Origin of the sequence: Niallia laureatilytica (genome assembly GCF_046613985.1) — a bacterium.
Lineage (GTDB): Bacteria > Bacillota > Bacilli > Bacillales > Cytobacillaceae > Niallia.
This window is the reverse complement of sequence record NZ_JBKKHP010000012.1, coordinates 116,900-139,364: the sequence shown is the minus strand read 5'-3', so window position 1 is coordinate 139,364 and position 22,465 is coordinate 116,900. Positions and strand designations below refer to the sequence as shown.

22 protein-coding genes and 1 other annotated feature are annotated in these 22,465 nt (G+C 35.1%); of the genes, 6 read left to right on the top strand and 16 right to left on the bottom strand.

What is annotated here, in order from left to right; genetic code table 11:
* Positions 1-3: 3 nt before the first annotated feature.
* From ACLIJJ_RS22675 to ssuE, 4 genes are all read right to left on the bottom strand, one after another.
* Positions 4-1,335 (bottom strand): LLM class flavin-dependent oxidoreductase, encoded by a 1,332-nt coding sequence (locus ACLIJJ_RS22675; protein WP_411411746.1) that lies wholly within the window; start codon positions 1,333-1,335, stop codon positions 4-6.
* 64 nt (positions 1,336-1,399) lie between these two features.
* On the bottom strand, positions 1,400-1,657 hold the full coding sequence (locus tag ACLIJJ_RS22670) for a glutaredoxin family protein (protein WP_233316963.1): 258 nt from the start codon (positions 1,655-1,657) through the stop codon (positions 1,400-1,402).
* A complete protein-coding gene (locus ACLIJJ_RS22665; RefSeq protein WP_411411745.1) occupies positions 1,657-2,685 on the bottom strand; it encodes an LLM class flavin-dependent oxidoreductase in 1,029 nt (342 codons plus the stop codon). The genes ACLIJJ_RS22670 and ACLIJJ_RS22665 overlap by 1 nt, the downstream gene beginning before the upstream one ends.
* A 5-nt stretch (positions 2,686-2,690) precedes the next feature.
* Entirely contained in the window at positions 2,691-3,221 is a 531-nt protein-coding gene (gene ssuE, locus ACLIJJ_RS22660; protein WP_341079894.1) for an NADPH-dependent FMN reductase, read from the bottom strand.
* Between the two features lie 149 nt (positions 3,222-3,370).
* On the opposite strand from ssuE, the gene ACLIJJ_RS22655 reads away from it, so the two are divergent.
* Positions 3,371-4,273, top strand: coding sequence for a LysR family transcriptional regulator (locus ACLIJJ_RS22655; RefSeq protein ID WP_251646470.1), 903 nt, complete (start codon positions 3,371-3,373; stop codon positions 4,271-4,273).
* A 37-nt stretch (positions 4,274-4,310) separates the two neighbouring features.
* Here ACLIJJ_RS22655 and ACLIJJ_RS22650 read toward each other — a convergent pair whose 3' ends face one another.
* The 6 genes from ACLIJJ_RS22650 to ACLIJJ_RS22625 form a co-directional block, all read right to left on the bottom strand.
* Positions 4,311-4,787, bottom strand: coding sequence for a DMT family transporter (locus ACLIJJ_RS22650; protein ID WP_237944196.1), 477 nt, complete (start codon positions 4,785-4,787; stop codon positions 4,311-4,313).
* An 8-nt stretch (positions 4,788-4,795) separates the two neighbouring features.
* Positions 4,796-5,497 (bottom strand): Crp/Fnr family transcriptional regulator, encoded by a 702-nt coding sequence (locus ACLIJJ_RS22645; RefSeq protein ID WP_341079898.1) that lies wholly within the window; start codon positions 5,495-5,497, stop codon positions 4,796-4,798.
* 15 nt (positions 5,498-5,512) lie between these two features.
* Positions 5,513-5,938: a DMT family transporter gene (locus ACLIJJ_RS22640; RefSeq protein WP_237943367.1), complete on the bottom strand. Its 426-nt coding sequence runs from the start codon at positions 5,936-5,938 to the stop codon at positions 5,513-5,515.
* Positions 5,939-6,146: 208 nt separating this feature from the next.
* Entirely contained in the window at positions 6,147-7,097 is a 951-nt protein-coding gene (locus ACLIJJ_RS22635; protein WP_233316969.1) for a hypothetical protein, read from the bottom strand.
* Between the two features lie 1,142 nt (positions 7,098-8,239).
* Positions 8,240-9,676, bottom strand: a complete 1,437-nt coding sequence (locus ACLIJJ_RS22630; RefSeq protein WP_233316970.1) for an FtsZ/tubulin family protein — start codon at positions 9,674-9,676, stop codon at positions 8,240-8,242.
* Positions 9,676-10,092, bottom strand: coding sequence for a hypothetical protein (locus tag ACLIJJ_RS22625; protein ID WP_233316971.1), 417 nt, complete (start codon positions 10,090-10,092; stop codon positions 9,676-9,678). Before ACLIJJ_RS22625 ends, ACLIJJ_RS22630 begins: the two co-directional genes overlap by 1 nt.
* A gap of 1,127 nt (positions 10,093-11,219) precedes the next feature.
* Between ACLIJJ_RS22625 and ACLIJJ_RS22620 the strand changes: the two genes are divergently transcribed.
* Together ACLIJJ_RS22620 and ACLIJJ_RS22615 are read left to right on the top strand one after the other, a co-directional pair.
* Entirely contained in the window at positions 11,220-11,645 is a 426-nt protein-coding gene (locus ACLIJJ_RS22620) for a hypothetical protein (protein ID WP_233316972.1), read from the top strand.
* The gene (locus tag ACLIJJ_RS22615; RefSeq protein ID WP_233316973.1) at positions 11,642-12,229 is read left to right on the top strand and encodes a hypothetical protein; all 588 of its coding nucleotides are present in this window, start codon (positions 11,642-11,644) and stop codon (positions 12,227-12,229) included. The genes ACLIJJ_RS22620 and ACLIJJ_RS22615 overlap by 4 nt, the downstream gene beginning before the upstream one ends.
* Before the next feature lie 278 nt (positions 12,230-12,507).
* On the opposite strand, the gene ACLIJJ_RS22610 is transcribed toward ACLIJJ_RS22615, so the two are convergent.
* The 4 genes from ACLIJJ_RS22610 to ACLIJJ_RS22595 form a co-directional block, all read right to left on the bottom strand.
* The gene (locus ACLIJJ_RS22610; protein WP_233316974.1) at positions 12,508-12,816 is read right to left on the bottom strand and encodes a hypothetical protein; all 309 of its coding nucleotides are present in this window, start codon (positions 12,814-12,816) and stop codon (positions 12,508-12,510) included.
* A 62-nt stretch (positions 12,817-12,878) separates the two neighbouring features.
* Positions 12,879-13,223 carry a hypothetical protein gene (locus tag ACLIJJ_RS22605; RefSeq protein ID WP_237943371.1) on the bottom strand — a complete coding sequence of 115 codons (345 nt, stop codon included), beginning with the start codon at positions 13,221-13,223 and terminating at the stop codon, positions 12,879-12,881.
* 750 nt (positions 13,224-13,973) lie between these two features.
* A complete protein-coding gene (locus ACLIJJ_RS22600) occupies positions 13,974-15,413 on the bottom strand; it encodes a hypothetical protein (protein ID WP_233316976.1) in 1,440 nt (479 codons plus the stop codon).
* Positions 15,414-16,646: 1,233 nt separating this feature from the next.
* Positions 16,647-18,062 carry a hypothetical protein gene (locus ACLIJJ_RS22595; RefSeq protein WP_233316977.1) on the bottom strand — a complete coding sequence of 472 codons (1,416 nt, stop codon included), beginning with the start codon at positions 18,060-18,062 and terminating at the stop codon, positions 16,647-16,649.
* A gap of 316 nt (positions 18,063-18,378) precedes the next feature.
* Between ACLIJJ_RS22595 and ACLIJJ_RS22590 the strand changes: the two genes are divergently transcribed.
* Positions 18,379-19,143 (top strand): MerR family transcriptional regulator, encoded by a 765-nt coding sequence (locus ACLIJJ_RS22590; RefSeq protein WP_411411744.1) that lies wholly within the window; start codon positions 18,379-18,381, stop codon positions 19,141-19,143.
* 50 nt (positions 19,144-19,193) lie between these two features.
* Here ACLIJJ_RS22590 and ACLIJJ_RS22585 read toward each other — a convergent pair whose 3' ends face one another.
* Positions 19,194-19,514, bottom strand: a complete 321-nt coding sequence (locus ACLIJJ_RS22585; protein ID WP_233316979.1) for a HesB/IscA family protein — start codon at positions 19,512-19,514, stop codon at positions 19,194-19,196.
* A gap of 202 nt (positions 19,515-19,716) precedes the next feature.
* Here ACLIJJ_RS22585 and ACLIJJ_RS22580 point away from each other — a divergent pair, with 202 nt between their 5' ends.
* Positions 19,717-20,682, top strand: coding sequence for an NAD(P)H-dependent flavin oxidoreductase (locus tag ACLIJJ_RS22580; protein WP_411411743.1), 966 nt, complete (start codon positions 19,717-19,719; stop codon positions 20,680-20,682).
* 56 nt (positions 20,683-20,738) lie between these two features.
* On the opposite strand, the gene ACLIJJ_RS22575 is transcribed toward ACLIJJ_RS22580, so the two are convergent.
* Positions 20,739-21,509, bottom strand: a complete 771-nt coding sequence (locus tag ACLIJJ_RS22575) for an SDR family NAD(P)-dependent oxidoreductase (protein ID WP_233316981.1) — start codon at positions 21,507-21,509, stop codon at positions 20,739-20,741.
* Positions 21,510-21,723: 214 nt separating this feature from the next.
* Here ACLIJJ_RS22575 and ACLIJJ_RS22570 point away from each other — a divergent pair, with 214 nt between their 5' ends.
* Positions 21,724-22,209: a MarR family transcriptional regulator gene (locus tag ACLIJJ_RS22570; RefSeq protein WP_267913446.1), complete on the top strand. Its 486-nt coding sequence runs from the start codon at positions 21,724-21,726 to the stop codon at positions 22,207-22,209.
* A 4-nt stretch (positions 22,210-22,213) separates the two neighbouring features.
* Positions 22,214-22,426: a binding site (T-box leader), on the top strand.
* Positions 22,427-22,465 lie beyond the last annotated feature (39 nt).

The following is a 22,465-nucleotide window of genomic DNA, read 5'->3' as shown; positions in this document are numbered from 1 at the left end:
GTTTTATACTTCTAAAGCTTTATTGTTTTTTAGACTGTGCTGATTAATCGGCTTTTTTAGGCCTAAATGGTCTCTTAATGTGCTGCCTGAATATTCTTCCTCATAAATGCCTCTTGCTTGAAGAATTGGCACAACTTTTTCTACAAACACTTTAAATTGGCTTGGAATGTCAGAGTTGATGATAAAGCCGTCTGCACCGCCGCTTTCAAACCAGCTCTGAATCTTATCTGCCACAATTTCAGGAGTGCCGATAAAGGTGCTTCTTGGAACGGCAACCTGCTGAGCCACTTGGCGTAGTGTCAGCTTATTTTCCTTTGCCATTCTTTTTATTTTGTCTGTTGTGCTCTGAAAAGCTTCCTTGCCTATATCCCCTATATCCGGAAATGGTTCATCCAGCGGAAAAACACTGAAGTCAAATTGGTCAAAAAACCTTCCAAGATACGTAATCGCATTATCAATCGGCACTAAGCTGATAAAATCCTCATATATCTTATTTGCTTCCTCTACTGTGTCAGCTACAATAGGACTGATTCCAGGGAATATTAAAATATCATCATGACTGCGACCATTTTCAGCAGCCTTCGTTTTTACATCATGATAAAACGCAATAGCTTCTTCTAACGTTTCGTGACCTGTGAAAATCGCATCTGCTGACTCCGCCGCAAATTTTTTGCCCCTTTCAGATGATCCAGCCTGAAATATAACAGGATATCCTTGCGGTGATCTTTCCAAATTCAAAGGTCCTTTAACGGAAAAGAACTCTCCCTCATGATTTAACGCATGCATTTTTTCTTTATCAAAAAATTCTCCAGTGTCCTTATTTCTGACAAATGCACCGTCTTCCCAAGAATCCCATAGTCCTTTAACTACAGTGAGATGTTCAGATGCTTTTTTATAGCGCTCCTCATGGGAAGGAAGCTCTGTCTCATTGAAATTTTGAGCTGCTCCAGCTGATGGAGATGTTACAACATTCCAGCCTGCTCTTCCTGCACTTATATGGTCTAATGATAGAAACTGTCTGGCGACATTAAAAGGCTGGCTATAGGAAGTGGAAAGTGTCCCGACAATCCCTATCCTTTCTGTAGCACCTGCTATTGCAGTCAGTAAAGTAATCGGCTCAAACCTGTTTAAGAAATGAGGCAGTGACTTTTCATTGATAGACAGTCCGTCAGCCACAAAAATGAAGCTGAAATTTGCTATTTCTGCAAGCCTTGCTCGTTCTTTATAGAACGGTAAACTAACACTTGCATCTGCAGGAACAGATGGGTGACGCCATCCATCTGTTGTCCCGCCAATTCCATGAATCATTGCACCAAACTTTATTTTCTTCACCATGTTTTAGCCACCTTCCACAAATTTTTATTATTCCAATGAAAATAGTCAACTTTAAATTAAAAAATTAAGCTAATGCTTCTTTTAATGCTTCCAGGTCTACTTTAAAAACGGCTTTATATTCTGCAGAATCCCCGTCACTTACCTCTACTACCGGTACATAGCGAATACCATATTTAACTTCAAGCACATCTCTTAAAGAATCATTTTCTGTCACATCAATTGTTGAATACTCAAAATTATTATCTGATAAGTAAGATTTGACTTGTTCACAATAACTACATCCAACTTTGCTCCACACTACCACTTTTTTATTTTGACTCATTATATTCCCACTCCTTCATTTTCTTTTTCTATGTGAATACTCTCTTCTGCAAATGCCTCACTTAATAGCTTATAAGAACTTAACCTGTCATTAATGTCCACAATTGGTGATAAGGAAATGATTTCATCGATTTCATGCTCTTTAGCCAGACTGCTAAGAGCATCCCTGACACTTTCCTTCGAACCTGCAACATAACCCGCTTTTTGAACGATAAGCTGATAATCTGTTTCTTCATACTGGCTGATTACCTTTTCCGCCTGCTCCAAAGAACCTACATTTAACTTCTTCCCATCTGCCAGTATTACCTTGACAGACTCTCTTTGCTTAATAAAGGAATCAGCTTTTTCATTAGTTTCAGCAACAGCTACTGTCAATGCCACTATAAATTGCCCACCACCAGCCGGTGAAAACTGCTTAAACCGTTCTCTTGCTTCTTTTAGAACATTTTGCTCTCCATTTATAAAGTAAGCAAACACAAAGGATATTCCAAGTTTTGCAGCCAGTTCTGCACTTTCTGCACTTCCTCCAAGAAGTATAAGATCTGGTCTCACCCTTGGAGTAGGAGCAGCCACTAAATCTAAGTCACGCTCCTTATGGTAAATATATTGCTTTAAATCAGCCAGTTTTTCTTCAAAAGACTTTTGGGCTTCTACTTTGTCTTCCTGCAGTGCTTTTGTAGATAAGTTTAAGCCACCTGGTGCTTTGCCCACACCAAGATCGACTCTTCCTGGAGCGAGCGATGAGAGCACATGAAACACTTCGGCAACTTTATATGGGCTGTAATGCTGTAGCATTATGCCCCCAGAACCGACTCTAATATTTTTAGTAGTTGCCAGCAGAAAGCCGATTAAGCTTTCTGGTGCAGACCCAGCTAATTGACCGTTATTATGATGCTCTGAAACCCAAAAACGATGATAGCCCAACTGATCAGCTGCCTGTGCTAACCTCACCGTATTTTGGAGCCCCTGTTCTGCTGTTTCTCCTTCACCAACAGGACTCTGATCAAGAATGCTTAATTTAAATGCCATATTTTTCACCTCACGATTGATTTAACAAATTGGGATAATGATTCATTTAATCTTGATATTGTTTCATCTGCCAGCGTATAAGTATTATCATCCTGCTTTGTCACTTGTGTATCCTGTATATAGACACCGCCATTTATATTTGTTGTTCCTAAGTTGATCAGCACCGGTTTAAGCACATAATCGATCACTAATAGATGACCGTATGTACCTCCTAAAGCTAGTGGGAGCACTGCCTTGTCTTTTAAAGCCTTCTGTGGCAGAAGGTCAATATATGTTTTCAAAATACCAGAGTACGCTGCCTTATACACTGGGGTTAGAAAGATCACACCATCACTCTTTTCAATTAATTGATTTACCTCTTGAATTTTCTCATTTTTGAAATCGGCCTTGATTAATGCTTCACTTGGAAGCTGATGAACTTGAATAATTTCAACATCGATACTGTTGCTTTTCAAAAATTCCTCTGCATAATTCAATATGCCTGTTAAACGAGAGTGAATAGAATTCCCACCAGCTACGATTGTAATTGTCGGCATTTTACTTCCCCTTTCGAAATTCCCTCTAAACCACTTGGATTAGTTGATAATATAGATTATAATAAAGCAAATAATTCAGAAAGTATAATCAGTAAAATTAATGCTGGGATTCAGAATTACTAAATTTATAACTTAAAGAGGTGTTTAACATGGAGATTCGTGCAATCCGCACATTCACGACAATTGTAAAATATGGAAACTTTTTAAAGGCGGCAGAAGCATTAAATTATTCGCAGCCAACAATTACACTTCATATTAAACATCTGGAGGAAGAAGTCGGCGAAAAACTGCTAGAGCGAGGCAAAACATTAAAAATGACAGAAGCTGGCCGGCTGTTTTATGAACGCGCCAATGCTTTATTAAGAGAGTATGATCGCCTTGATAAAACATTGCAGGACTTGGAAGGCGGTTTGGCAGGTTTAATTCGCATTGGTGTTTCAGAGCCTACAGCAAGTCTTGAACTCCCAGCCATTATCGCTGATTTTGTTGAAAAGTTTCCAAAAGTAGAAATTTCTCTTCATGTTGCTGATGCCAATACATTAAGTACAATGCTTTATCAAGACGAGATTGATTTTGCCATTTGCGGAGCACCGGAAGTTTCGATGGAGAATGTATTTAAACCGTTATATTATGATGACATTGTTCTGCTAGTTTCTGAGTCGCATCCGCTTACTGAAAAGGGAATAGCAGAAGTGGAGGATTTACTGGAGGAGACCATTCTATTTACACCTCATAATTGCCCGATAAGAATAAAAATTGAACAAACAATTGTAGAGAAAATCGGTACAAATTATAAAAAGCTTGAGATTTCGAGCAGTATGGCACACAAGCATTATGTTCAGGCTGGCCTAGGGATATCTCTTTTTACCCGTACAGCTCATTCCTTCCCCTTTCCTGGCACAAAAGTATTAGAGATTAATGGGATAGACGCTGCACCTGTAATCGGGCTATTACGAAGAACAAACAATTTAAACGGCAAAGCCTCCACACATTTATTATCATTAATTGAAGAAGCCTTCTTGAAGAAGAATATATTGCAAAAAAATGTTTAAACTTATTTACAAAATAAAAAAGGGCTATCAAGCCCTTTTAACTTGCTTTCTTTAACACTCCAGAAACGTTACCTTTCTTGCTGTCGCCTAACTTAAACATTAAAATACCGCCAATAATAATCAATACCCCTAGCTGCTGTTTAAAGGTGAATGGAATAGGCTCTGTACCGAACCAGCCAAAAGTATCAGATAATACAGCAAAACCGAGTTGTGCAAACATCACTATTGCAATAGCGTATGTTGGCCCAAGCAGCTTTACTCCTTTCGTTACACAATAAACGACACCGACACCAATAAAGCCGCTAAATAAATACCATAGCTCCATATTAGAAAAGTCAAAAAGGCTTTTCCCTTCCACAGCTAAACCAATGAAGAACGATGCAGCAAATCCCATTCCAAGAACTAATGTCGTTGTTGTCCATGAACCAGCTTTCACCATCACTTTGTTATTAAAGATATTTTGCACTCCAACAAGCGCTCCTGCCATAATAGCCAGTATCATTCCCAGCATAATATTCCTCCTTATTGTTCGTAAATATTATCCTTTGCCATCTTCATAAGTCCAGCACTGTCTTTAATCGTAATAACACCTTTCTTTTTCTCTATTAACCCGTCCAAACAGAATTGTTTTATTACCCGATTCACATGCCGATAGCTTGTGCCGATGAAGTTAGCTACATCCTTTAAATCAAGCCAATCCAGTTTTTCAGCTACTGTATGTTCTTTCGTTGTTGAAACAGAAAGTAAATAGCTAGCCAGTCTGACTTCAACTGGGTACATTAAATTAAAACTCATCGTCGTGGACTTTCTGTAAAATTTATGAGATATAATATTGAGCAGAAACTGAAGAAATTCAGCATCGTTATAACCATATCTTTTAAGCCATTCAAAACTGATTCCAACCATCATTACACTATCCGACACAGCCTCTACAGTATTGAGTAGTTCTGCTCCATTTACGAACTCTACATCACCTATAATCTCTAGCGGCTGCTTGAAGGACAAAATAAGTATTTTACCATCCAAGGAAGTTGTATATACTTTAATCTTGCCGCTAACTAGCACGTAAAGGAAATGTGCTGATTCTCCTTGTGTACAAATTGTTTCCCCTTGCTCAAATTCACATAACAGAGCATGCTTTATTAAATGCTCATTAAAAACGGCTGTTAATCCATATTGCTCCAAAAAAGAATTTAGCTTTACATCATCTTTCCATTCCTTCATTCATACTCCCGCCAGTCACAGTTTTAATAACAATACTCCACCTATCATCATCGCAATTCCTATAAAATCAGCAGCTCTTAATTTACGCTTCTCCATTCCAAACCAGCCATTTATGTCTATTATAAATGTTAGCAAAAGCTGGGATATGAGAACAAATGATACAGTAAATGTAACACCAATATGCTTTATTGCTTCCATATTACTAAACAGGATTATCGCTGCAAATGCTCCCCCAAACCAATAGATAGGCTGAACATTTCCAACACTTTTCCAATTTATATCTTTAGAAAAATAAAGAATTATTAAAGCCAGCACAAATCCAGAGAACTGAGTTAAACTGGCTGTTTGCCAAATACCAATATCCTCCCGTATATTGGCATTTGCTATATTCTGAATTGTAATAAAAACACCGCCAAGTAACGCAAAAAGAATACCCTTCATCTTATCCTTCCACCCTTCTTCCTCTATTAAATAGAAAAACAAGTAAGTTAGAAAGGACATATGTCCCTTTTTAAAATATACGTTCGACTGCAGTCATATACAGTTATATCCACCCATATATATTTCAAAAGAACATAAAAAAACCCAGCATCGCATCAGGAGAGATATCCCTCTCTCCAAGCACAATGTCTGGGTAACTAATTTAACATTATTCAACCGTTTCAAGATCGGCAGCAGCCTCTATCATTCTGCCACTGTTGCTGTCAGAAAGCATATATTTTTGCTGTTCTGTAAGAACTAACAGTTTCTTTTCATCTTCAGTCAACTTCGTAACTAAAGATTCCCTTTTTTCACTGTATGCTTGTATATCTGATTTCAGCTGCGCTATTTGGTCTTTTATAGCATCCATCCGTTTTTCCTTTAGCTGCTTATCTACTTCATCTGTGATTAAGGGCTCATCATCACTTTCCTTTTTAAACAAGGAAAATATCGAGGTCTTTTGTTTTTTCCTTAATGAGGCAACCATAATATGATTCTGCCGATCTAGTAAATAATCCTGATAGGCAGATGATTCTAATTGCTTAATTTCCTGATTACTTTCACTCATTTCTCTTTCAAGCTGGGTAATTTCATATTTCAGCTGATTTACGGAACGATCCATCGAAAGGATTTCAAGCAGCAAGTTTTGATAGTTCATATTACTGTTATATAAATAATTTACTGCCTCTTTAAAGTTAGAAATTTGTTCAAGCAAAGCATCGTTTGAACTCTTTCTATTGGATTCAAATGTAGGCTCGGCACCTAATTCCACCAACAGCTGGTTTGTTGTCATCCCTACCTTTTCCATTAATAATGAAATAAGGTGAATCCTAAATATAGTTATGTAATTCAGGCGATAGTACCTACCGTGCTTTTGCGGTTTAATGTATATATCAGAAAGTTCACTCCGTAAATAATGCCTAATTGTGGCATCATCTCTGCCTATAAATTCGCTAGCCTTAATCGCTACATAATGAGTATCTGGATTAATGGATAAGATTGAATCTGTCCAAATATCCTCTTCAGAAGTATGGGATAATGCTAGATTATAAATTTGGTCAAATTGAAATTCTTCTAGTAATAATTCCTTTAATTCCTCACGTTGATGTTTATCTTCCACTTTGCTCACCTCCAGTTGCTCAAAAAAAACCACTTTATTTGATTTTACACTTAGTTTCTAAAAAAATCAAAGCTTGTAAACGGTATTTTTACGGTTCGTTTACGAATTTTCTCTTTATAAATCTATATAATTGCAACGTTGTATTTACGTTCAAGAGAAGTTGTTTATCGAACTGGAAAACATAAACACCTCAGTTCATTTCGTAAATAAACATAATATTTACGACGTTGACCAACTATACAAATCAAAACACGTCGTAAACCCTTGTTTTACGAACCACTTACGAAAATAACTTAGTTATCAACGTATATTATTTACGTAATTCGTACGTAAAGTAAACCATTCAACGATACTTCAATCTCATCAACCACTATTCAATTTACGTAAATATAACTTAGTTTTTACATAGAGATTCTTTTTACGAGATGTTTACGAATTATAAAATGACTTGCACTTTGTCAATTTACGTTATCCGTACGATGGTATGTTTTTATATTTACATACTAGTTACGTAATTAAATTTTGGATTTACTATCATTTACGTAAACAAATACATTGGATTTACATAAAATGCACTCTTACGAATCATCTACGATTTAAGTTATTGTAAATACATACGGTATTTATAGAATAATTACGTAAACGCAATATAGTTTCCAAATAAAGCTATATAAATATAATATTATTTTTACGTAGTTTTACATATATAGTTTTCTGCTTTTTATGTAAATTATAGATTTACCTATCATTTACGATGGATTTTATATATAAAGATCGTTAAAATCACATAAATATGAAGTTTTCTAATAGGCAATTAAGCGAAGTTTTACGTATATGCACGAATGAAAAAACGGTATTTAAGTAGTCATTTATATAAAAATATATACATTTACATAAATGGATTCATTTATGAATCGTTTACATTACAAAAAATACACCTACTAATACTAAATTAGGGGCAATATTGGTGGAAAAACAGCGAAAAGGGGCCTTACCAAGAAGTTTTAATAGGATAAACCTAATTAAATTCCTGTAAAACAAAAAAACTTCAGGCTTTATACCTGAAGTTTTCTTAGAAAAGCCCAAATCCCAGTCTAAATGTACGATAGGAAAGGGGAATTCAATAGCTTTTACCTTTAAAATTAGTCATCTAGCAAGCTTAAATCGATATCATCTAAATCTATATCACTGTCAGTATCGTTTTTATCAGCCGGTTTTTCATTACTCATAAATTCTGCTAAGCCTAATTCTTCAAAATCAAGATCAAAATCTTCATCATCATTGGCAGCAGCGATTGAGCTGATTACTGACTGCTGGTAGCTTACTTCCTGCTGTCTTGCTTTAAAATCTTCATATTCCTTTACTAAACCTTTAGCTAAGCGTTCTGGAAGGGCATCAGCTTTAAAGAACGTATAAACACTCGTTGAAAAGTTGTTTTTTTCCTCCAAATATCCACTAAAAACTGTACCGTTTAACGGAAGTTTTTCAATAATTTCTTCTCTGGCATCATCAATAAAAGAACTGCCAATATCATTGGATTTATCGAGGATTGCAAGCAGTCCAATATGATGAATTCTTGCTGATGTATTCGTTTCTTTATCAAACAGCTGTATAGGCTGATGTAAATTACTGCTCTCGATCGCTTCTTTAAACATTGCAGTAACATCATGACCATTTCTCACCGAATTGCTCGGCTTAGAAAATCTGCTGATAACAAGTGATCCTGTATGCTCCAGTACAACCCGTCTAAAGTCAGCACTATCAAAAGTGACCGCTGTTCCGCCGCCAGTAGTAGCAGTGTTCAATTCATGGAAAATCTCTGCGATTTCATTGTTTGCATAGTCTCTGTAGTTATCAATACCATTTCTGCTGTTTTCAGGCAGCTGTTTAAACTCATCATAAAAATGCTGATTGTCTGCAAAAACTACAAAAGCAACGCCTTTATTAGGGTTTTTTGCGATATCCCAAATCTGTTGAGCAAAATTATTTACTTGTCGAAGGGCATCAGGACCATCCGCACGTGTAGGTATTGTCACAACAACACCAATCTTAATGAATTTTCTTCTTGCTCTAATAGAAGCTTCTTTTAAGTATTTCTTGGCATTTGCCTTTACTTCAGCATCACCGATTTCCTGACGAATTAGATTAAATTCTTCTATGATTTTCGGTTTGTTGTTGTAATCATAAAACTCCTCAATTGCTTTAACGATAGTAGAAGTGCCTGTTCCGCCGCCAAGACCAGCGAAGAACATAACTAGATCATCCTGCGGTCTGATTCTTTCTTGTATAAAGGACTTCAGCTTTTCCTTCGCTTTTTCATTTTTCTCTAATATATGTACAGCTTCTTCTGGGTTTTTGCCTAATCCGCCAAGCTCCAGGCTTACTCTGTTATTTGTAGATATGTTTTTTAAACCGGCTAAATCACCATCATTGCTGTTTAAAGCGATGCAATTGTAAACAGATGTATTATCCTCTCTTTTAAAAGCAGCAAAACGGTCTGCCATCCTTGTTCCGGCTTGTCCAAATCCCACCATAGTGATATTTATTGCCGGCTGGTTCTTAGTGAATGTTTTTGCCATTATTTACGCAGCTCCTTGTCCTTCGATTTATTCTCGACTAGTTTGGCTATAAGCTGTTTTCCTCGATTTGTAAGAAACAGAAACTTATAGGGCTTAATTGCTTCATGATATATAAGCGACATAAACATAAGCTTATCTACCATTTTTTCAACATTTTTACGTTCAATGTTCGTAAATACTTCCTCATATACGTACTTGTTTTTGCCAACAGTTTTCCTGACAAGACGTTCAACTTTTACATTTTCAATTATATGACTTATAGACACACCTCGTTCTTTATTTCTTTGCTCCTCAATAGCTATGTACTGGAACACTTTAAGTAAGCTGGGGTCTTGGCCAATAATATCAATGAACATTGCCAGTACCTCATCACTAAACTTAACATGCTTATGTAACTCATGAAGGTTATGATCCAAGAATCTTCCTCCTAACATATTACTTATAAACTCTATAATAACTAATTATAGTCTCTAATACAAGTGTCTATATAGCATATTTATAGGTGTATTTTTAACTATATATCTATAAAAGTCCTATAATATAGGCGTTTGTTTATAGTGTCTATATAAAGACACCATATAGTAATATTCGTTATTTTTATAGCTTTTTCGAATAGAAAAAACACCATAAATCTCTAAAATACCGATAATCATGCAAAAACAATTGATTTTTCATGTTTTTTTAATTGTTTTATAGTTGTATTTTTTCATATTTATTTATAATAGTCTCTTTATATAGTGACCATAATTAAATCCTTATATAACAAGTGATTAGATGTAATTATTTTTTTATAAATTAGTATAGACACTATATAAGCCCACTTTATATAGTGGGCTTATATAGTGTCTATAAATTCAAATTTATAGGAATATTTTTAGTTAAGTTCTTAGTCAAAACGTTCCCAGCTATTTAAAAACCAAGTTTTTTATTTACAAGGATCATTCGTTCAAATCCCCTTTTCTACGTAAAAACAAGATTGTTTTGACAAGACTACTTCATTACTGAAGATAGCATGTACGTAAATAGCATGTTATTAACTTAGTTTTTTACGTAAAACCAATTTTTACATTCTATTTACGACGATATTTTCAAAGTGTTTATATTAGGCTATGAAGGTTTGAATGATTATATTCCACCTTATTTGCTTCTTCTAATTGTTGGTATTTTTTAAGCTATTTAGTTATCGTAATGACGTAAATTGTACGCTAATTTATAGTAGTCATTACATCTATGTATTACCTTTGAACATAAATACTAAATTTATTTTACGATTCCTTTTTTTACTGTTTTAGATTTTTTTGCTAACTCAGCTAACTTTCTCAATTTATCATTTTCAATTCCTGTATTTTTTCCTTTTCCAGAAGCCATATTATTTACCTCCTAATCGATAGTAATATTCGTATGATCATAGTTTGTCCAAAAAACTTAAAGTTTATACGTTCTATATTCATAGACCTCTTCATAGTCTAGAACTATAACATTCTGACAATTTGACACTAAGATAAATGAAATAAAAGACAAAAGGGAGGAAGAGAGGGAGAAGATGGAACCAATCAATCCGATATTTACGAATAAAACAAGCAGATCTATATTAGAAACAAAAAAAGAAATAGTTCGGAAAAAACCGATTACGAAGATGGAAGGAAGAAAAGAGAGAAGCGATAAAAAAAAGGATGTGAAAATCCCTTTTAATCCACAAGAACGGAGACTACTGAAAATATTAGCCAAAAAAATGGGACTTGATCCGACTCCTTATTGTTCCATTTTAGTAAAGAAGGGACTCCAGGAATTTAAAGATTTCCCTATACGTCCTTATGATCCAAAAGGACAACCATATCCAGCTAAGTTAGAAAAGGTTTATCATGATCAACTTTTTGAAATGAAGGTAAGATGGGACTGCAGCTTGAAAGAGGCAGCATATCGAATACTTGCATTTATGCTCGAAGAAGAGGTGAAAAGGAACAGGTGAAAAAAAGCAGATTTCCTATTTACGATGATGAAATACGGGAGCTTTCCTATAGTCCCTATAATTTTTTTGATAAATGGTTCATGAAAGCTACGAGAAAGTTAACGACACCAACATTGTTGTCTTATACTTTTTACGTACCTGTTTCCGAATATTTACGTGGAGAGCTCTTCTGTGATGATGTTTCTGAAGCTGCCAATGAGAAATTCACTCATATTGATTTAGTAACATTACTGTTGGATGATTTTTTATACCAAGCAAAAAAGAGAAGCAATCCTGTCGAGCTTTATCATGAACTGACAGCGCGCTCTCAAAATGCCATAAAGGTTAACTCCTATCAAGAGGAAGAAAGTGAAATATTGGTTCCTGTAAATTCCCCAAAAAAGAAAATGATAAAATGCTTAATCAATCGAAAACAAGCTTTGAGGCTAGAGGTAATGCTAAGTGACATTGCAGAGTTGAATATGGAGTATAGCTTTGAGGTGAAAGATGTGCTTAGAATGTTATACAGTGATTTCATACTACAGTATAAAAACGGAAATTTATCCAATGTTGTAGACAATATTATTTTAAGACTGTCCCAATAATAGAAATGGCTATATGGCTTTTGAGGAGGCAGCCATATAGCCATTTTATCTATTATGAAGTAAATGCTACTTGAACAGTTTCAACAATACATTTTGTAATTTCCGCTCCCTATCCGAACCCCAATTTCTTATATGTACTTCACAAGGCTTGTGACGGCACTACAAGCCTTGTTAGTTAATATGCTAAGTTAGACTCTCATTTGAGGTTTTTTAGTGATTAGAATAGAAACAGAAGGGACTTCATTTAAGAGAGACCTTAAGAGTTAGATAATTTCTTTCTAATTATCCTTCAAAGGACCAAAAAATCGTAATCCAGGAATATGCTTTTTTTGTTTCTTTGTTAATTTTTCTAAGTTTTTTATCGCTTCTTCAAATTCGAAACGGGTAATTTGCTTTGTGGCCAGTAATGAGGACAACAGTGCATAAGCAATAGGTTTTGTATCTATCTCAATATTTACATATACATCGACATCTGAATTGCCGCTTTGGCCGATTTGTGCGTTGTTCGTATCAAGTTCAGCATTCCCGTTATTACGAAACTGATAGATATTGTTTTCCTTATCTATTTGTCTGCGATGGGGAGACATGAACAACTCTCCTTACATAAAAATGGGCGAGACATGGTTATACCGTGCTCGCCTTCGTTGTATTATTCTTGGTCTTGGTCATTATCTTGGTTGTTGTCTTGATCTTGTTCTGTGTCTGCATTTGCTCTGGAACGAGAGCGTACACGAGCATTTGAATCTGAATCTACGTCGATTTTCAAATCAATCTTCGCATTACCAGAGTCTTTTACCTTTGCAATATTAGTATTTTTATCAACATTCTTTAAATCATTGCGGTTATCAACATCAGTATCATTTCTTAAGTCATTATCAGATTCAAAATCTACATTAGCATCGGAGCGGCTATCACTGTCACCTGAACGTGAATTTGATTTATTTCTTTGATTATTATCACCATTTCTTCCACCTGGAAACCAAACATTACTCATTAAAATTCCTCCTTAACCTTATTTAATTTTATTTTATGCATAAATTAAAAAGTGTAATAGATTAATATAATAGGGAAAGAATGGATTTTTTAGATTTATTAGTATTCATAAAGTATATCCATGTATGTTGGAAACTTTTTTGTTTGAAATAGGAATAATTGAATGCTAGACGAATATACTATAAGTAGACGTTTTGCTATAGTTAAATGCCAATTACAAAGAAATAGCGATTTTCATTATATATAGCAAAAAATGGGTGGTAAGCTTTATTTCCTTATTTTAGATAACTATTTAGAATAATATTTAGGACATTAATTAGAACAATAACTTAGAACCATTAACAAAAATCCTCAACAAACCTTCCTATTATCCAATTTTCTAAAACCAAAAAAAGCAGTAAAATGCCAGTCACAAGTAAAGTTTTTAGATAAACAGACAAAAAATCCTCGCTAACAGAAAAAATTATCTTTCCACAAGTTAACAATAACCAATAACAAATTAAATAAATTAAATCACATTGTAATAAAGCAAATAACAATAAATAAAAAACTAATAACAAATATTAAATTACAATTCACAGCCTTAAAAAAGGGCAAAAAAAATAGAGTTTTTACAATATATGGTTTTTTTAGTAGTTGAAAAGTTTAATGAAGGGGAATAAATGTTGGAATAAAAAGGATGCTGATAAATTAGTATTTTTGTGGACAGCACAAGATCCACTCGCCTAATAGCCAGTGTTTGCCTGTGTCGTTATAGTGGTTTTAAAATTTTTTCGGTATGTATCGCAAAAAAGGAAGCTAAAGAATCTTTAGCAGTTGTTATGGATTTAATGCGTTCATCCTTTTCAATAGCTTTGTTTCCATATGTTATACATTGGTTTATTAGCTTGTTAATTTGCTCGTAAGACTGCTCCTTTAATGTTTGGATATGATTCTTCGCCGCTTCTGCATCACTCCAGCCTCGTTTTTGCTTTATTTCCTGCTTTTTATCTTCATCTTTTGAAGATATCAGTACTTGTGAATCCTCTATAATTGATTTTGTACGGGCAATAACCCAGTTCTCAGACCAACTTTTTAGAACATCAAAGATATGATTTGCCTTTTCAAAGCGCTGTTTAATTGGTTTAATTTGATCTTCAATCCCAACATGCATAATATCTCTGCCGGTTTCTTTTTCTACAATTGTTTTATGTAAATAATGATTGTCTAGAAGGGATTTAATGCTCTCTGCCTGATGACCGTATTTACCCATCTCATTAATAAGCACATTGTATATAATCGTGCTGAAATAAGCTGAAGCCTGTTTTGGATCAGTCAAAAAATGAGTATTCGAAGGAAGTGCTGTTGCCAGCTGCTCAATTGCTGTATCGTAGATAAATCGAGCTAATGAAAGTATCTCATCTTTAGCATCAGTAATAACCCTCTGTTTAGCGATTATTTTTTCATTGCTAAATAGAGAGTTATATAAATATTTGCCTACACTTTCGATTTCCATGCAAAAACTGTCATTAAGGTAGCCATGATAGCCTGCTTGGAACATTTTTTTGCGCAAAAGCGTTCTTTCTGTGTAATTGCTGGCAAATTCATTTAAAGTTCCTTGTACAAATTCAAACGATACAGCAAGCTTTCGTGTGTAAATATTACCCACTAATTGAACTTTAACTGTATCGGCAATTTTAGAGTTGTTGATTTCACTAATCGCTTCGTAAAGACGGCCCTTTGTAAAGTAAGGATGACCATATGTATACTTAGAAGGCACAATATCATGATAATCGAACATCACGGATTCAGCTTTTTGCACAGACATGCGAAAAGCTGCCATCAAAAGCAATCTTTTAGAATTGATTGATAGATTCTGGAAGGACTCTTCATAAAAGAAGGAATATTTTTTACAATAACGATCAGTTTTGCTGTTAAATCCTAGATTCCTTGAAAGGCCGCGCTTAAATTTATATTTCACTCCTTCTGATGTTTCCACAGGAATATAAATATTGCCCCGTTTAAAGGAAGTGAATTTTTTAATAATCTGCTTTAAGTATTTCTTTTTTGTACCGGCTTTAGCTGCAATAACAGAAGCTGGTGCCTGGATTATTCCGTCCCAATCCGTATGAAGAAGGGAATATAGACAGACGTCAAATTCCTTTGATGAAACATTATGTAATAAATATTGATACGTTTCCTCGTATATCACTGGTTCTAACCTCCTTTCTGAAACGATAGAAAAAAATAAATCATTAAAATACCGAAAATAGCCTAAGGCCTTTCGATTTTTGGTTTGCGCTGTTAGCCATAAAAAAAGTCTATAAACTAATATCTATATTTATCTATGTTTTATTATATACACCGAAAAAAAGGGGTGTAAATGGCACGAAAAAATGGTGAAAAAACGTGTAGAAGGCTATATTACAACAAATATTGAAGCACGAAGAAATGGTGAAAATTTATTGAGAAACGTATAATAGCAAGGTTTAGGGGAGGTTTTTTCTGTGTAAAAAAATTTTTGCACGAAAAAATGGTGAAAAGATTGCGCATTCTCTCCAATAAAGAGCAATAAAGTAAATTAGCACGAGAAATTTGTGAAAAAAAGTTGTAGACTACTATAGCGTTTGTCGAAATTTGTCGAAAAAAATCTTAAGAAGTCCACTATTATGCACGAAAAATAGGTGAAAATTTTATCCATTAAACAAGACTTAGAAAAAAGCACGATGAAATGATGAAAAAAACTTAAAAGCACGAAGAATTAGTGAAAAAAAGATGAGATTGATATAGAAAAAGAAGAACCAATAAGTACTTTCGTATTTAAACATTCCAGTAAAGAAAAAAGCACGATAAAACGGTGAAAAAAAACTCTGCTTTTTCCTATTTCTATGTAAAAACTACGAAAAGCACGAAGATTTGGTGCAAAAATATCGATTTATATAAAAAGCACGACAAAATGGTGAAAAAAAATTAAGGTTTCATTATATTACTTCAGTTAGCATTTGTGAATTGCCAATAAAAAGGGTGTTTAAAGGATGCAGTATTAAGCAATCTAAAGTAGAAACCGAGCTTATTGCCATCCTTAACGAGAGAATGTATATAAAAAGCACGAAGAAATGGTGAAAAAAATATAAGTTATATAAAAAGCACGATAAAATGGTGAAAAAATTTAATGGATTTAATTAATAGAAGCTTTTTGAAAAAAAAGCACGACAAAATGGTGAAAAAAAATTGCTGTTTTGTTTGAGAAAGCTCTTTGCCCAAAAAAGCACGAAGAAATGGTGAAAAAAATTAGGGATATTAGCTTTAAGAAAAAAAGCACGATAAAATGGTGAAAAAAATTGGGGCTATTTTGTATCTGCTCCAAATTAAAAATGCTTTTTCATGATAAATGGTACTATTATAAAGCAAAAACACCCCAATTATTCACTAATTGGGGTGTTCATTATGTTTCAAGGAATAAAACTTTCTGATGTTTAGCGTCAATTAAATCCTCTGCTTCATGTTCGGTGATAGGCAGGAATTCAATGTGAAATACATCGTTAACACGGCGAAAGCTTCTTATCGTCACTTGGTTGTCCACAAGCTCATGCAGAGAGTTTTCAACTTTAGCTAAAGCGTCTTTTTTTCTCGTCGGTAATCTAAGCCGTCTAGTAAAAAACGCGAGGGGATAAGCAACTGATTTTTTCCCGTCGATCGAGTCATCAGAAAGGGAGCTCTTTGCAAATCGCTCTTTCTGTAATATGAAGACAATATTCTCTGAGATTTCCAGCTGGAAATTTTGGATTTTATCACTATAGATTTTCGTCACTTGATTATCTATATAGCGCTGATGCATAAATTCATTTATCTTTATCTCTGCTTTCGTTTCCGCTTCATCTAAATAAGTAATATGATCAAAGAGGTCAAAGATGTATTTTTTTCCATCATCTGCTTTAATATCGAAGCTTAGATGCTTTAGCTTTTCCAGTCTTTCTCTAATACGTTTATATTCTTTGACACCCCTAGAGGAGTACATATTTTTTACAATGTCTCCGATATCGACATATATTTTTTGTTTTTCCACAAATTCATAGTCTCGTTTGGAAAGAATAAAATTGAATATTTCATAATCCATCGGGGTTAATGCAATTGAATTTTTTTCTTCTGTTAAAGTTTTGCCGAGCAGTGTTCGGATGGACAGATTGCCATCTTCATATATTTCGGCTGTTACACTATTTTCGACTGCTGGATCTTCATGAAAGTCCATAAATTTTGTTCTGCTTGTTTTTCCTGGTAAAGGAAGCTCACTGAACAAGTCGTTAACCTCTTTGACAATTCGGTTAAAGTCACCGCCGAACTCTTCAATAACAAGGCTTGTTACAGTAATAATAGAATCAATTTTTAACGTGTTTTTTATTTGGTTTTTCGTTTTGTCTTTAATATATTTGTAATCTGATAAGAGCTTTGTATCATCATTGACCCATTTATCAACTTCACTTAAGCGGTCTGCAATCAAGTCTTTTATATCGGTGACATGATAGTTATTCACTAAGTCAATAAATCCTTTTTCAATACCTTCATGGATGAATTTAACTTCAGCCATCAATTCCTTAGGGTTCTTGCTTTTTTTATTAATGCTTTTAATAAGAGCAGAATACCAGTTTTTCTTCGTCCTTTTGAACTTATCTCGATAATAATGAGAACGTAGTTCTTTTAAGTTCCTTTGTCTGCCGGTTTCAGGCTCAATCAGTTCCTCGAAGAAGATGACTGCCAAAAATTCTCTAACATCATCGCCGATTTTGCTGTTATATAAATCCAAAAAGGATGTTCCCAACCGTTCAAGTGTTGCGTCTACTAGATAGTTTTTTGGTAAGGCCAATAATACCAACTCCTTTGTTGCTCCCATATCTATATTATAAACTGCTTTGTTTGCTCACCTCAATTTAATTTAAAGAGAAAGTCCGATTCTCATATGTGATGATTATGTAAAAAAGAAGAGCAAATAATTGTATGGAGGCAGCTGCCCTGCAAAAAAAGCAGGCCAGACATAGTCTAGCCCACTTTATTATACACACTAACTCCTGTCTCACTCAAGAGTAGATATTTTAAGACAATATTTAATTTATTTTTTCTCTTGAACCTCCAGTAACGTTAGGAATTATAATAAAAATATACTTTTTATGGGAGGTATGTAAATGACAGGGGAAGAACAATTTACGATTGGGGAATTTTCAGCTAAAACTGGCATATCTGTGCGCACCTTGCATTATTATGATGAAATAGGCTTATTAAAGCCAGAAAAGCATGCGATATCTGGTCATCGTATCTATAAAATACAGGATATTATAACCCTACAAAAAATAATAAGCTTAAAATTTTTAGGGTACAGTCTTGAGAAAGCAGCAAGTTTATTAGATGAATCCAGCTTTACGGTGAGCTTGAATGAAACTTTGCAGTTACATCTTCAAGCATTGGAAGAAGAAAAAGAAAAACTTGAATTGTCTATTAAAGCAATAAAAAGGATTGTTGCTCTGCTTAAACAAGAGGATGAGGTTGACAGCAGCTTATTATTTACTCTAATTCAAGCAATCCAAATAGAGAACCGCCAAAAAAAATGGATGGAAAAGAACCAGTTAGCTGAAATAGGCGAAAGCCTGTTTCAAAAATCAGAGAAAGAAACAGCAGACTTAGATAAAAGCTTTATCCAAATGGCAAAAGATTTAAAGGAACTTTATGGAAGACCTGTAGATGATCCTCAAGTGCAACAAATGGTTGCCGCTTATTTACAATCATCTTTTGCTTTTATTGGGGAGGATGTCATAGAAAAGCTAGCTGAAGTTGACCTTGAAAGCATCAATATTGATGAGTTGGAGGAGATGGCGCCTTCCCCTTTTACCGAAGCAGAAGAGAAGTGGCTGCACGAAGCGATAATATATAGTATGGCAGGTGGTAACAGTTAAAGAGGAATTCTCCTTAGCGAAAAACAGTGGGGTTTTAATCCCACTGTTTTTTAGGCTTGCACTTTATTCTTTACATCTAATCTAAAAGTATAAATTTGGCTGGCACCTACTAAGCGAAAACCTTGACCTTCTACATAATCAACCTTTAAATCCTCATTGATATGACTTATCGTCATCTTATCTAAATAAAGAACAACGCCATTATCCTCAAATTTTGTATCTTCGTCTTTCTCATGATCAATCGCAAGATCATAATTGTATGTGTAGCTGCAACCTCCGCTAAAAATGCTTGTTAATTTAAATGCTGCACCTTCTGGCTGGTCATACGCGCGCAATTTTGCTGCAGCATTATCTGTAATGGTAACCTTCATAGAAATCGCTCCTTCATAGAGAAACAAGTAATTGTATACAGTGTTAATTATAATATGAAAGGATTGCTTAATAAAATATTCTGCCTTTAGCTGCTCTTTTTAATCTTCCCCATACAAAGATACTAAAACATGGAGATATAGGTGACCGGTAAAACTATGATATGCTTAACTCAATGTAATTTATGATGGAAAGGAATACAATATGAAAACAACAGTCACTGATTTATTAAATATTAAATATCCGATTATTCAAGGCGGTTTGGCATACTTAGGAAATGCAGAGCTTGCTGCAGCAGTATCAAATGCTGGCGGTCTTGGTCAAATAACGGCCATGACTTTATTTACGCCAGAGAGATTGCAGGAGGAAATTCAAAAGGTACGAAGCATGACGGATAAACCCTTTGGAGTCAATTTTGCAATTGGATCCTATAATGGAGCATATATGGAGCTTCTTGAGACAGCAATTAAGGAAAAAGTAGAGATTATTTCTATCACCGGAGGCAATCCACAGCCTATTTTAGACCGCATTAAAGGGGAAAATATTCAGTCGCTAGTACTAATATCGACTGTCAGACAAGCAAAGAAAGCAGAGCAGCTTGGTGCCTCTGCTGTCATAGCAGTTGGTCAGGAAGGTGGAGGGCATATAGGCAAGGATGATATTGGCACAATGGTTCTCATACCGCGGGTTGCTGAATCTGTGTCTATTCCTGTCATCGCAAGCGGAGGAATAGGAGACGGCCGAGGATTCTTAGCTGCTTTAGCATTGGGAGCACAAGGAATTGAGATGGGTACGCGTTTTATTGCGACTGCAGAATGTGTTGATGCAGTGAAATCTTATAAGGATGCCCTTGTGGCAGGAACGGAAATGGATACCGTTGTTATAAAACGAACCTTTGGGACTCCTGGAAGGGTGCTGAAATCTGACTATACACAGAATATCATAGAAAGGGAAAAGCAAGGGGCTGCTTATGAAGAGTTAAAGGATACTATCAGCGGGAAAGCTAATTTGAAGTTTATATATGAGAGCGATCCAGTAAATGGATTTGCCTGGGCTGGCCAAGTAATCGGCTTGATTCATCATGTGCCGACAGTCAAGGAATTGATCCATACAATGGTGGAAGACGCAACAGCAGGAACAGAACGTTTGCAAAGTTTATTTAAGCAGTAAAGGAATCGTAGCAAAAAATAAGGAGATGCCGGTGTGGCATCCCTTCGTTACTTTAATTAAGCTGAAGTAGCACCTTGTCCACCATCTATTCGGTAATAAGTACCGGAAATAAAGGATGCTTCTTCAGAAGCCAGGAATGCCATTAAGTTAGCAATTTCTTCTGCTGTTGCATAGCGGTTCATTGGAACAGAAGCTTCAAATTGCTCTTTAGCATTCCCCTCATTGCCAGGCATTGCATTAGTTTCAATAGAGCGCATCATTTGGGTATCAACTCCAGAAGGAGCTACTGCATTTACGCGCACATTATATGGAGCACCCTCAAGCGCTGCTGTTTTTGTTAAGCCAATTACCCCGTGTTTAGACGCAACGTACAGACCCATACCTGGAGCTCCAAGAAGCCCGCCGTTTGAAGCTGTATTTACGATAGCTCCGCTTTTTTGTTCATTCATCACTTTTAGCACATATTTAAGGCCATAAAATACACCTTTTAAATTAACATTAATAACAGCATCGAAGTTCTCTGCTGTTTGATCCACCAAGTTAGCAAACTTGCCATTGATACCAGCATTATTAATGAAAACATCAATTCGTCCGAAATGATCTTTCGTCGCTTCAACAAAGTTTTTCACATCTTCTTCAATCGCAACATTACCTTCTAAAAGCAGGATATCTTCGCTACTAATCTCTGCAGCTACATTTGCAAGGCTTTCTTTTTTTAGGTCAACTAATGCAAGTTTTGCTCCTTCAGCGGCAAACTTCTTAGCTGCAGCAATACCGATTCCGCCAGCAGCCCCTGTTATTAAAACTACTTTTTCAGAAAAATTCATCCCAATTCCCTCCTGTATTTAAAAAAGGTTATTTTTAATAACCTATATTTCATTATAAAGCTTTTCGGGTTACTAATCATTAATTTTGCCTGAAACATAAAAATATATTGCATTCAATTTATATATTTGATAATATCGTTTCAAAGCTAATGATTTTGAAAATTTATAAGAGAAGAGGTGGTTCGGTATATACTCATTTGATGATAAAGGGGAATTGCTTCCTGAAGAAGTGGACACCATCAATCGAATCACTAAAATTCCGATTGAGTCTTTAAATCTTGATGCAATTGCTGTTGTTACTAATATTTACCGAGTTGCACAAGGATTAAAAAATAAGATGGAGCAGCAAGTTCTGTCTGAATATGGTCTTTCTTGGACAGCGTTTTCCATGCTTTATGATTTATGGGTATGGGAGTCCATTGAGACAAAGAAACTAGCTGAATCAAACGGCGTTTCGAAAGCCACAATCAGCAATATTACAAAAACATTGGAAAAAAAAGAGTATTGTTATAGGAAAAATGACATCAGAGATAGAAGAATTACTTATGTGGCAATCACAGACAAGGGAAAGCAAGTAATGGAGGAGCTTTATCCACGCTTTCATGTTGGTGAAGTAGACATTGTTGCACATATGTCAGTAGAAGAGCAAAAAAACATGTCAAGTTTACTTCGTAACGTAATCCGTAAAAATAATTTTTAATATGGAAAAAGCAATGAAAGGAAACCTAGTAGTAGTTATCTCCCTGTTTAAAGAGAGTCGGTGGCTGGTGCGAATCGACACATAGATAACACGAATTACATTCCTGGAGCTGTCTTTGTGAAAGCAAAGAACGGGCGATCCGTTAATCGTTTAAGTGGAAGGACGAAGAAGTTCTTCAATAAGGGTGGTACCGCGTGCAAGAAACCACGTCCCTTTTTTGGGATGTGGTTTTTTTATATTTTCATTTAGGAGGAAT

Coding starts and splice junctions, on each gene's coding strand:
- ACLIJJ_RS22675 (WP_411411746.1), bottom strand. CDS start 1,335: ATGGTGAAGAAAATAAAGTTTGGTGCAATGATTCATGGAATTGGCGGG.
- ACLIJJ_RS22670 (WP_233316963.1), bottom strand. CDS start 1,657: ATGAGTCAAAATAAAAAAGTGGTAGTGTGGAGCAAAGTTGGATGTAGT.
- ACLIJJ_RS22665 (WP_411411745.1), bottom strand. CDS start 2,685: ATGGCATTTAAATTAAGCATTCTTGATCAGAGTCCTGTTGGTGAAGGA.
- ssuE (WP_341079894.1), bottom strand. CDS start 3,221: ATGCCGACAATTACAATCGTAGCTGGTGGGAATTCTATTCACTCTCGT.
- ACLIJJ_RS22655 (WP_251646470.1), top strand. CDS start 3,371: ATGGAGATTCGTGCAATCCGCACATTCACGACAATTGTAAAATATGGA.
- ACLIJJ_RS22645 (WP_341079898.1), bottom strand. CDS start 5,497: ATGAAGGAATGGAAAGATGATGTAAAGCTAAATTCTTTTTTGGAGCAA.
- ACLIJJ_RS22640 (WP_237943367.1), bottom strand. CDS start 5,938: ATGAAGGGTATTCTTTTTGCGTTACTTGGCGGTGTTTTTATTACAATT.
- ACLIJJ_RS22630 (WP_233316970.1), bottom strand. CDS start 9,676: ATGGCAAAAACATTCACTAAGAACCAGCCGGCAATAAATATCACTATG.
- ACLIJJ_RS22620 (WP_233316972.1), top strand. CDS start 11,220: ATGGAACCAATCAATCCGATATTTACGAATAAAACAAGCAGATCTATA.
- ACLIJJ_RS22610 (WP_233316974.1), bottom strand. CDS start 12,816: ATGTCTCCCCATCGCAGACAAATAGATAAGGAAAACAATATCTATCAG.
- ACLIJJ_RS22605 (WP_237943371.1), bottom strand. CDS start 13,223: ATGAGTAATGTTTGGTTTCCAGGTGGAAGAAATGGTGATAATAATCAA.
- ACLIJJ_RS22590 (WP_411411744.1), top strand. CDS start 18,379: ATGACAGGGGAAGAACAATTTACGATTGGGGAATTTTCAGCTAAAACT.
- ACLIJJ_RS22585 (WP_233316979.1), bottom strand. CDS start 19,514: ATGAAGGTTACCATTACAGATAATGCTGCAGCAAAATTGCGCGCGTAT.
- ACLIJJ_RS22580 (WP_411411743.1), top strand. CDS start 19,717: ATGAAAACAACAGTCACTGATTTATTAAATATTAAATATCCGATTATT.
- ACLIJJ_RS22575 (WP_233316981.1), bottom strand. CDS start 21,509: ATGAATTTTTCTGAAAAAGTAGTTTTAATAACAGGGGCTGCTGGCGGA.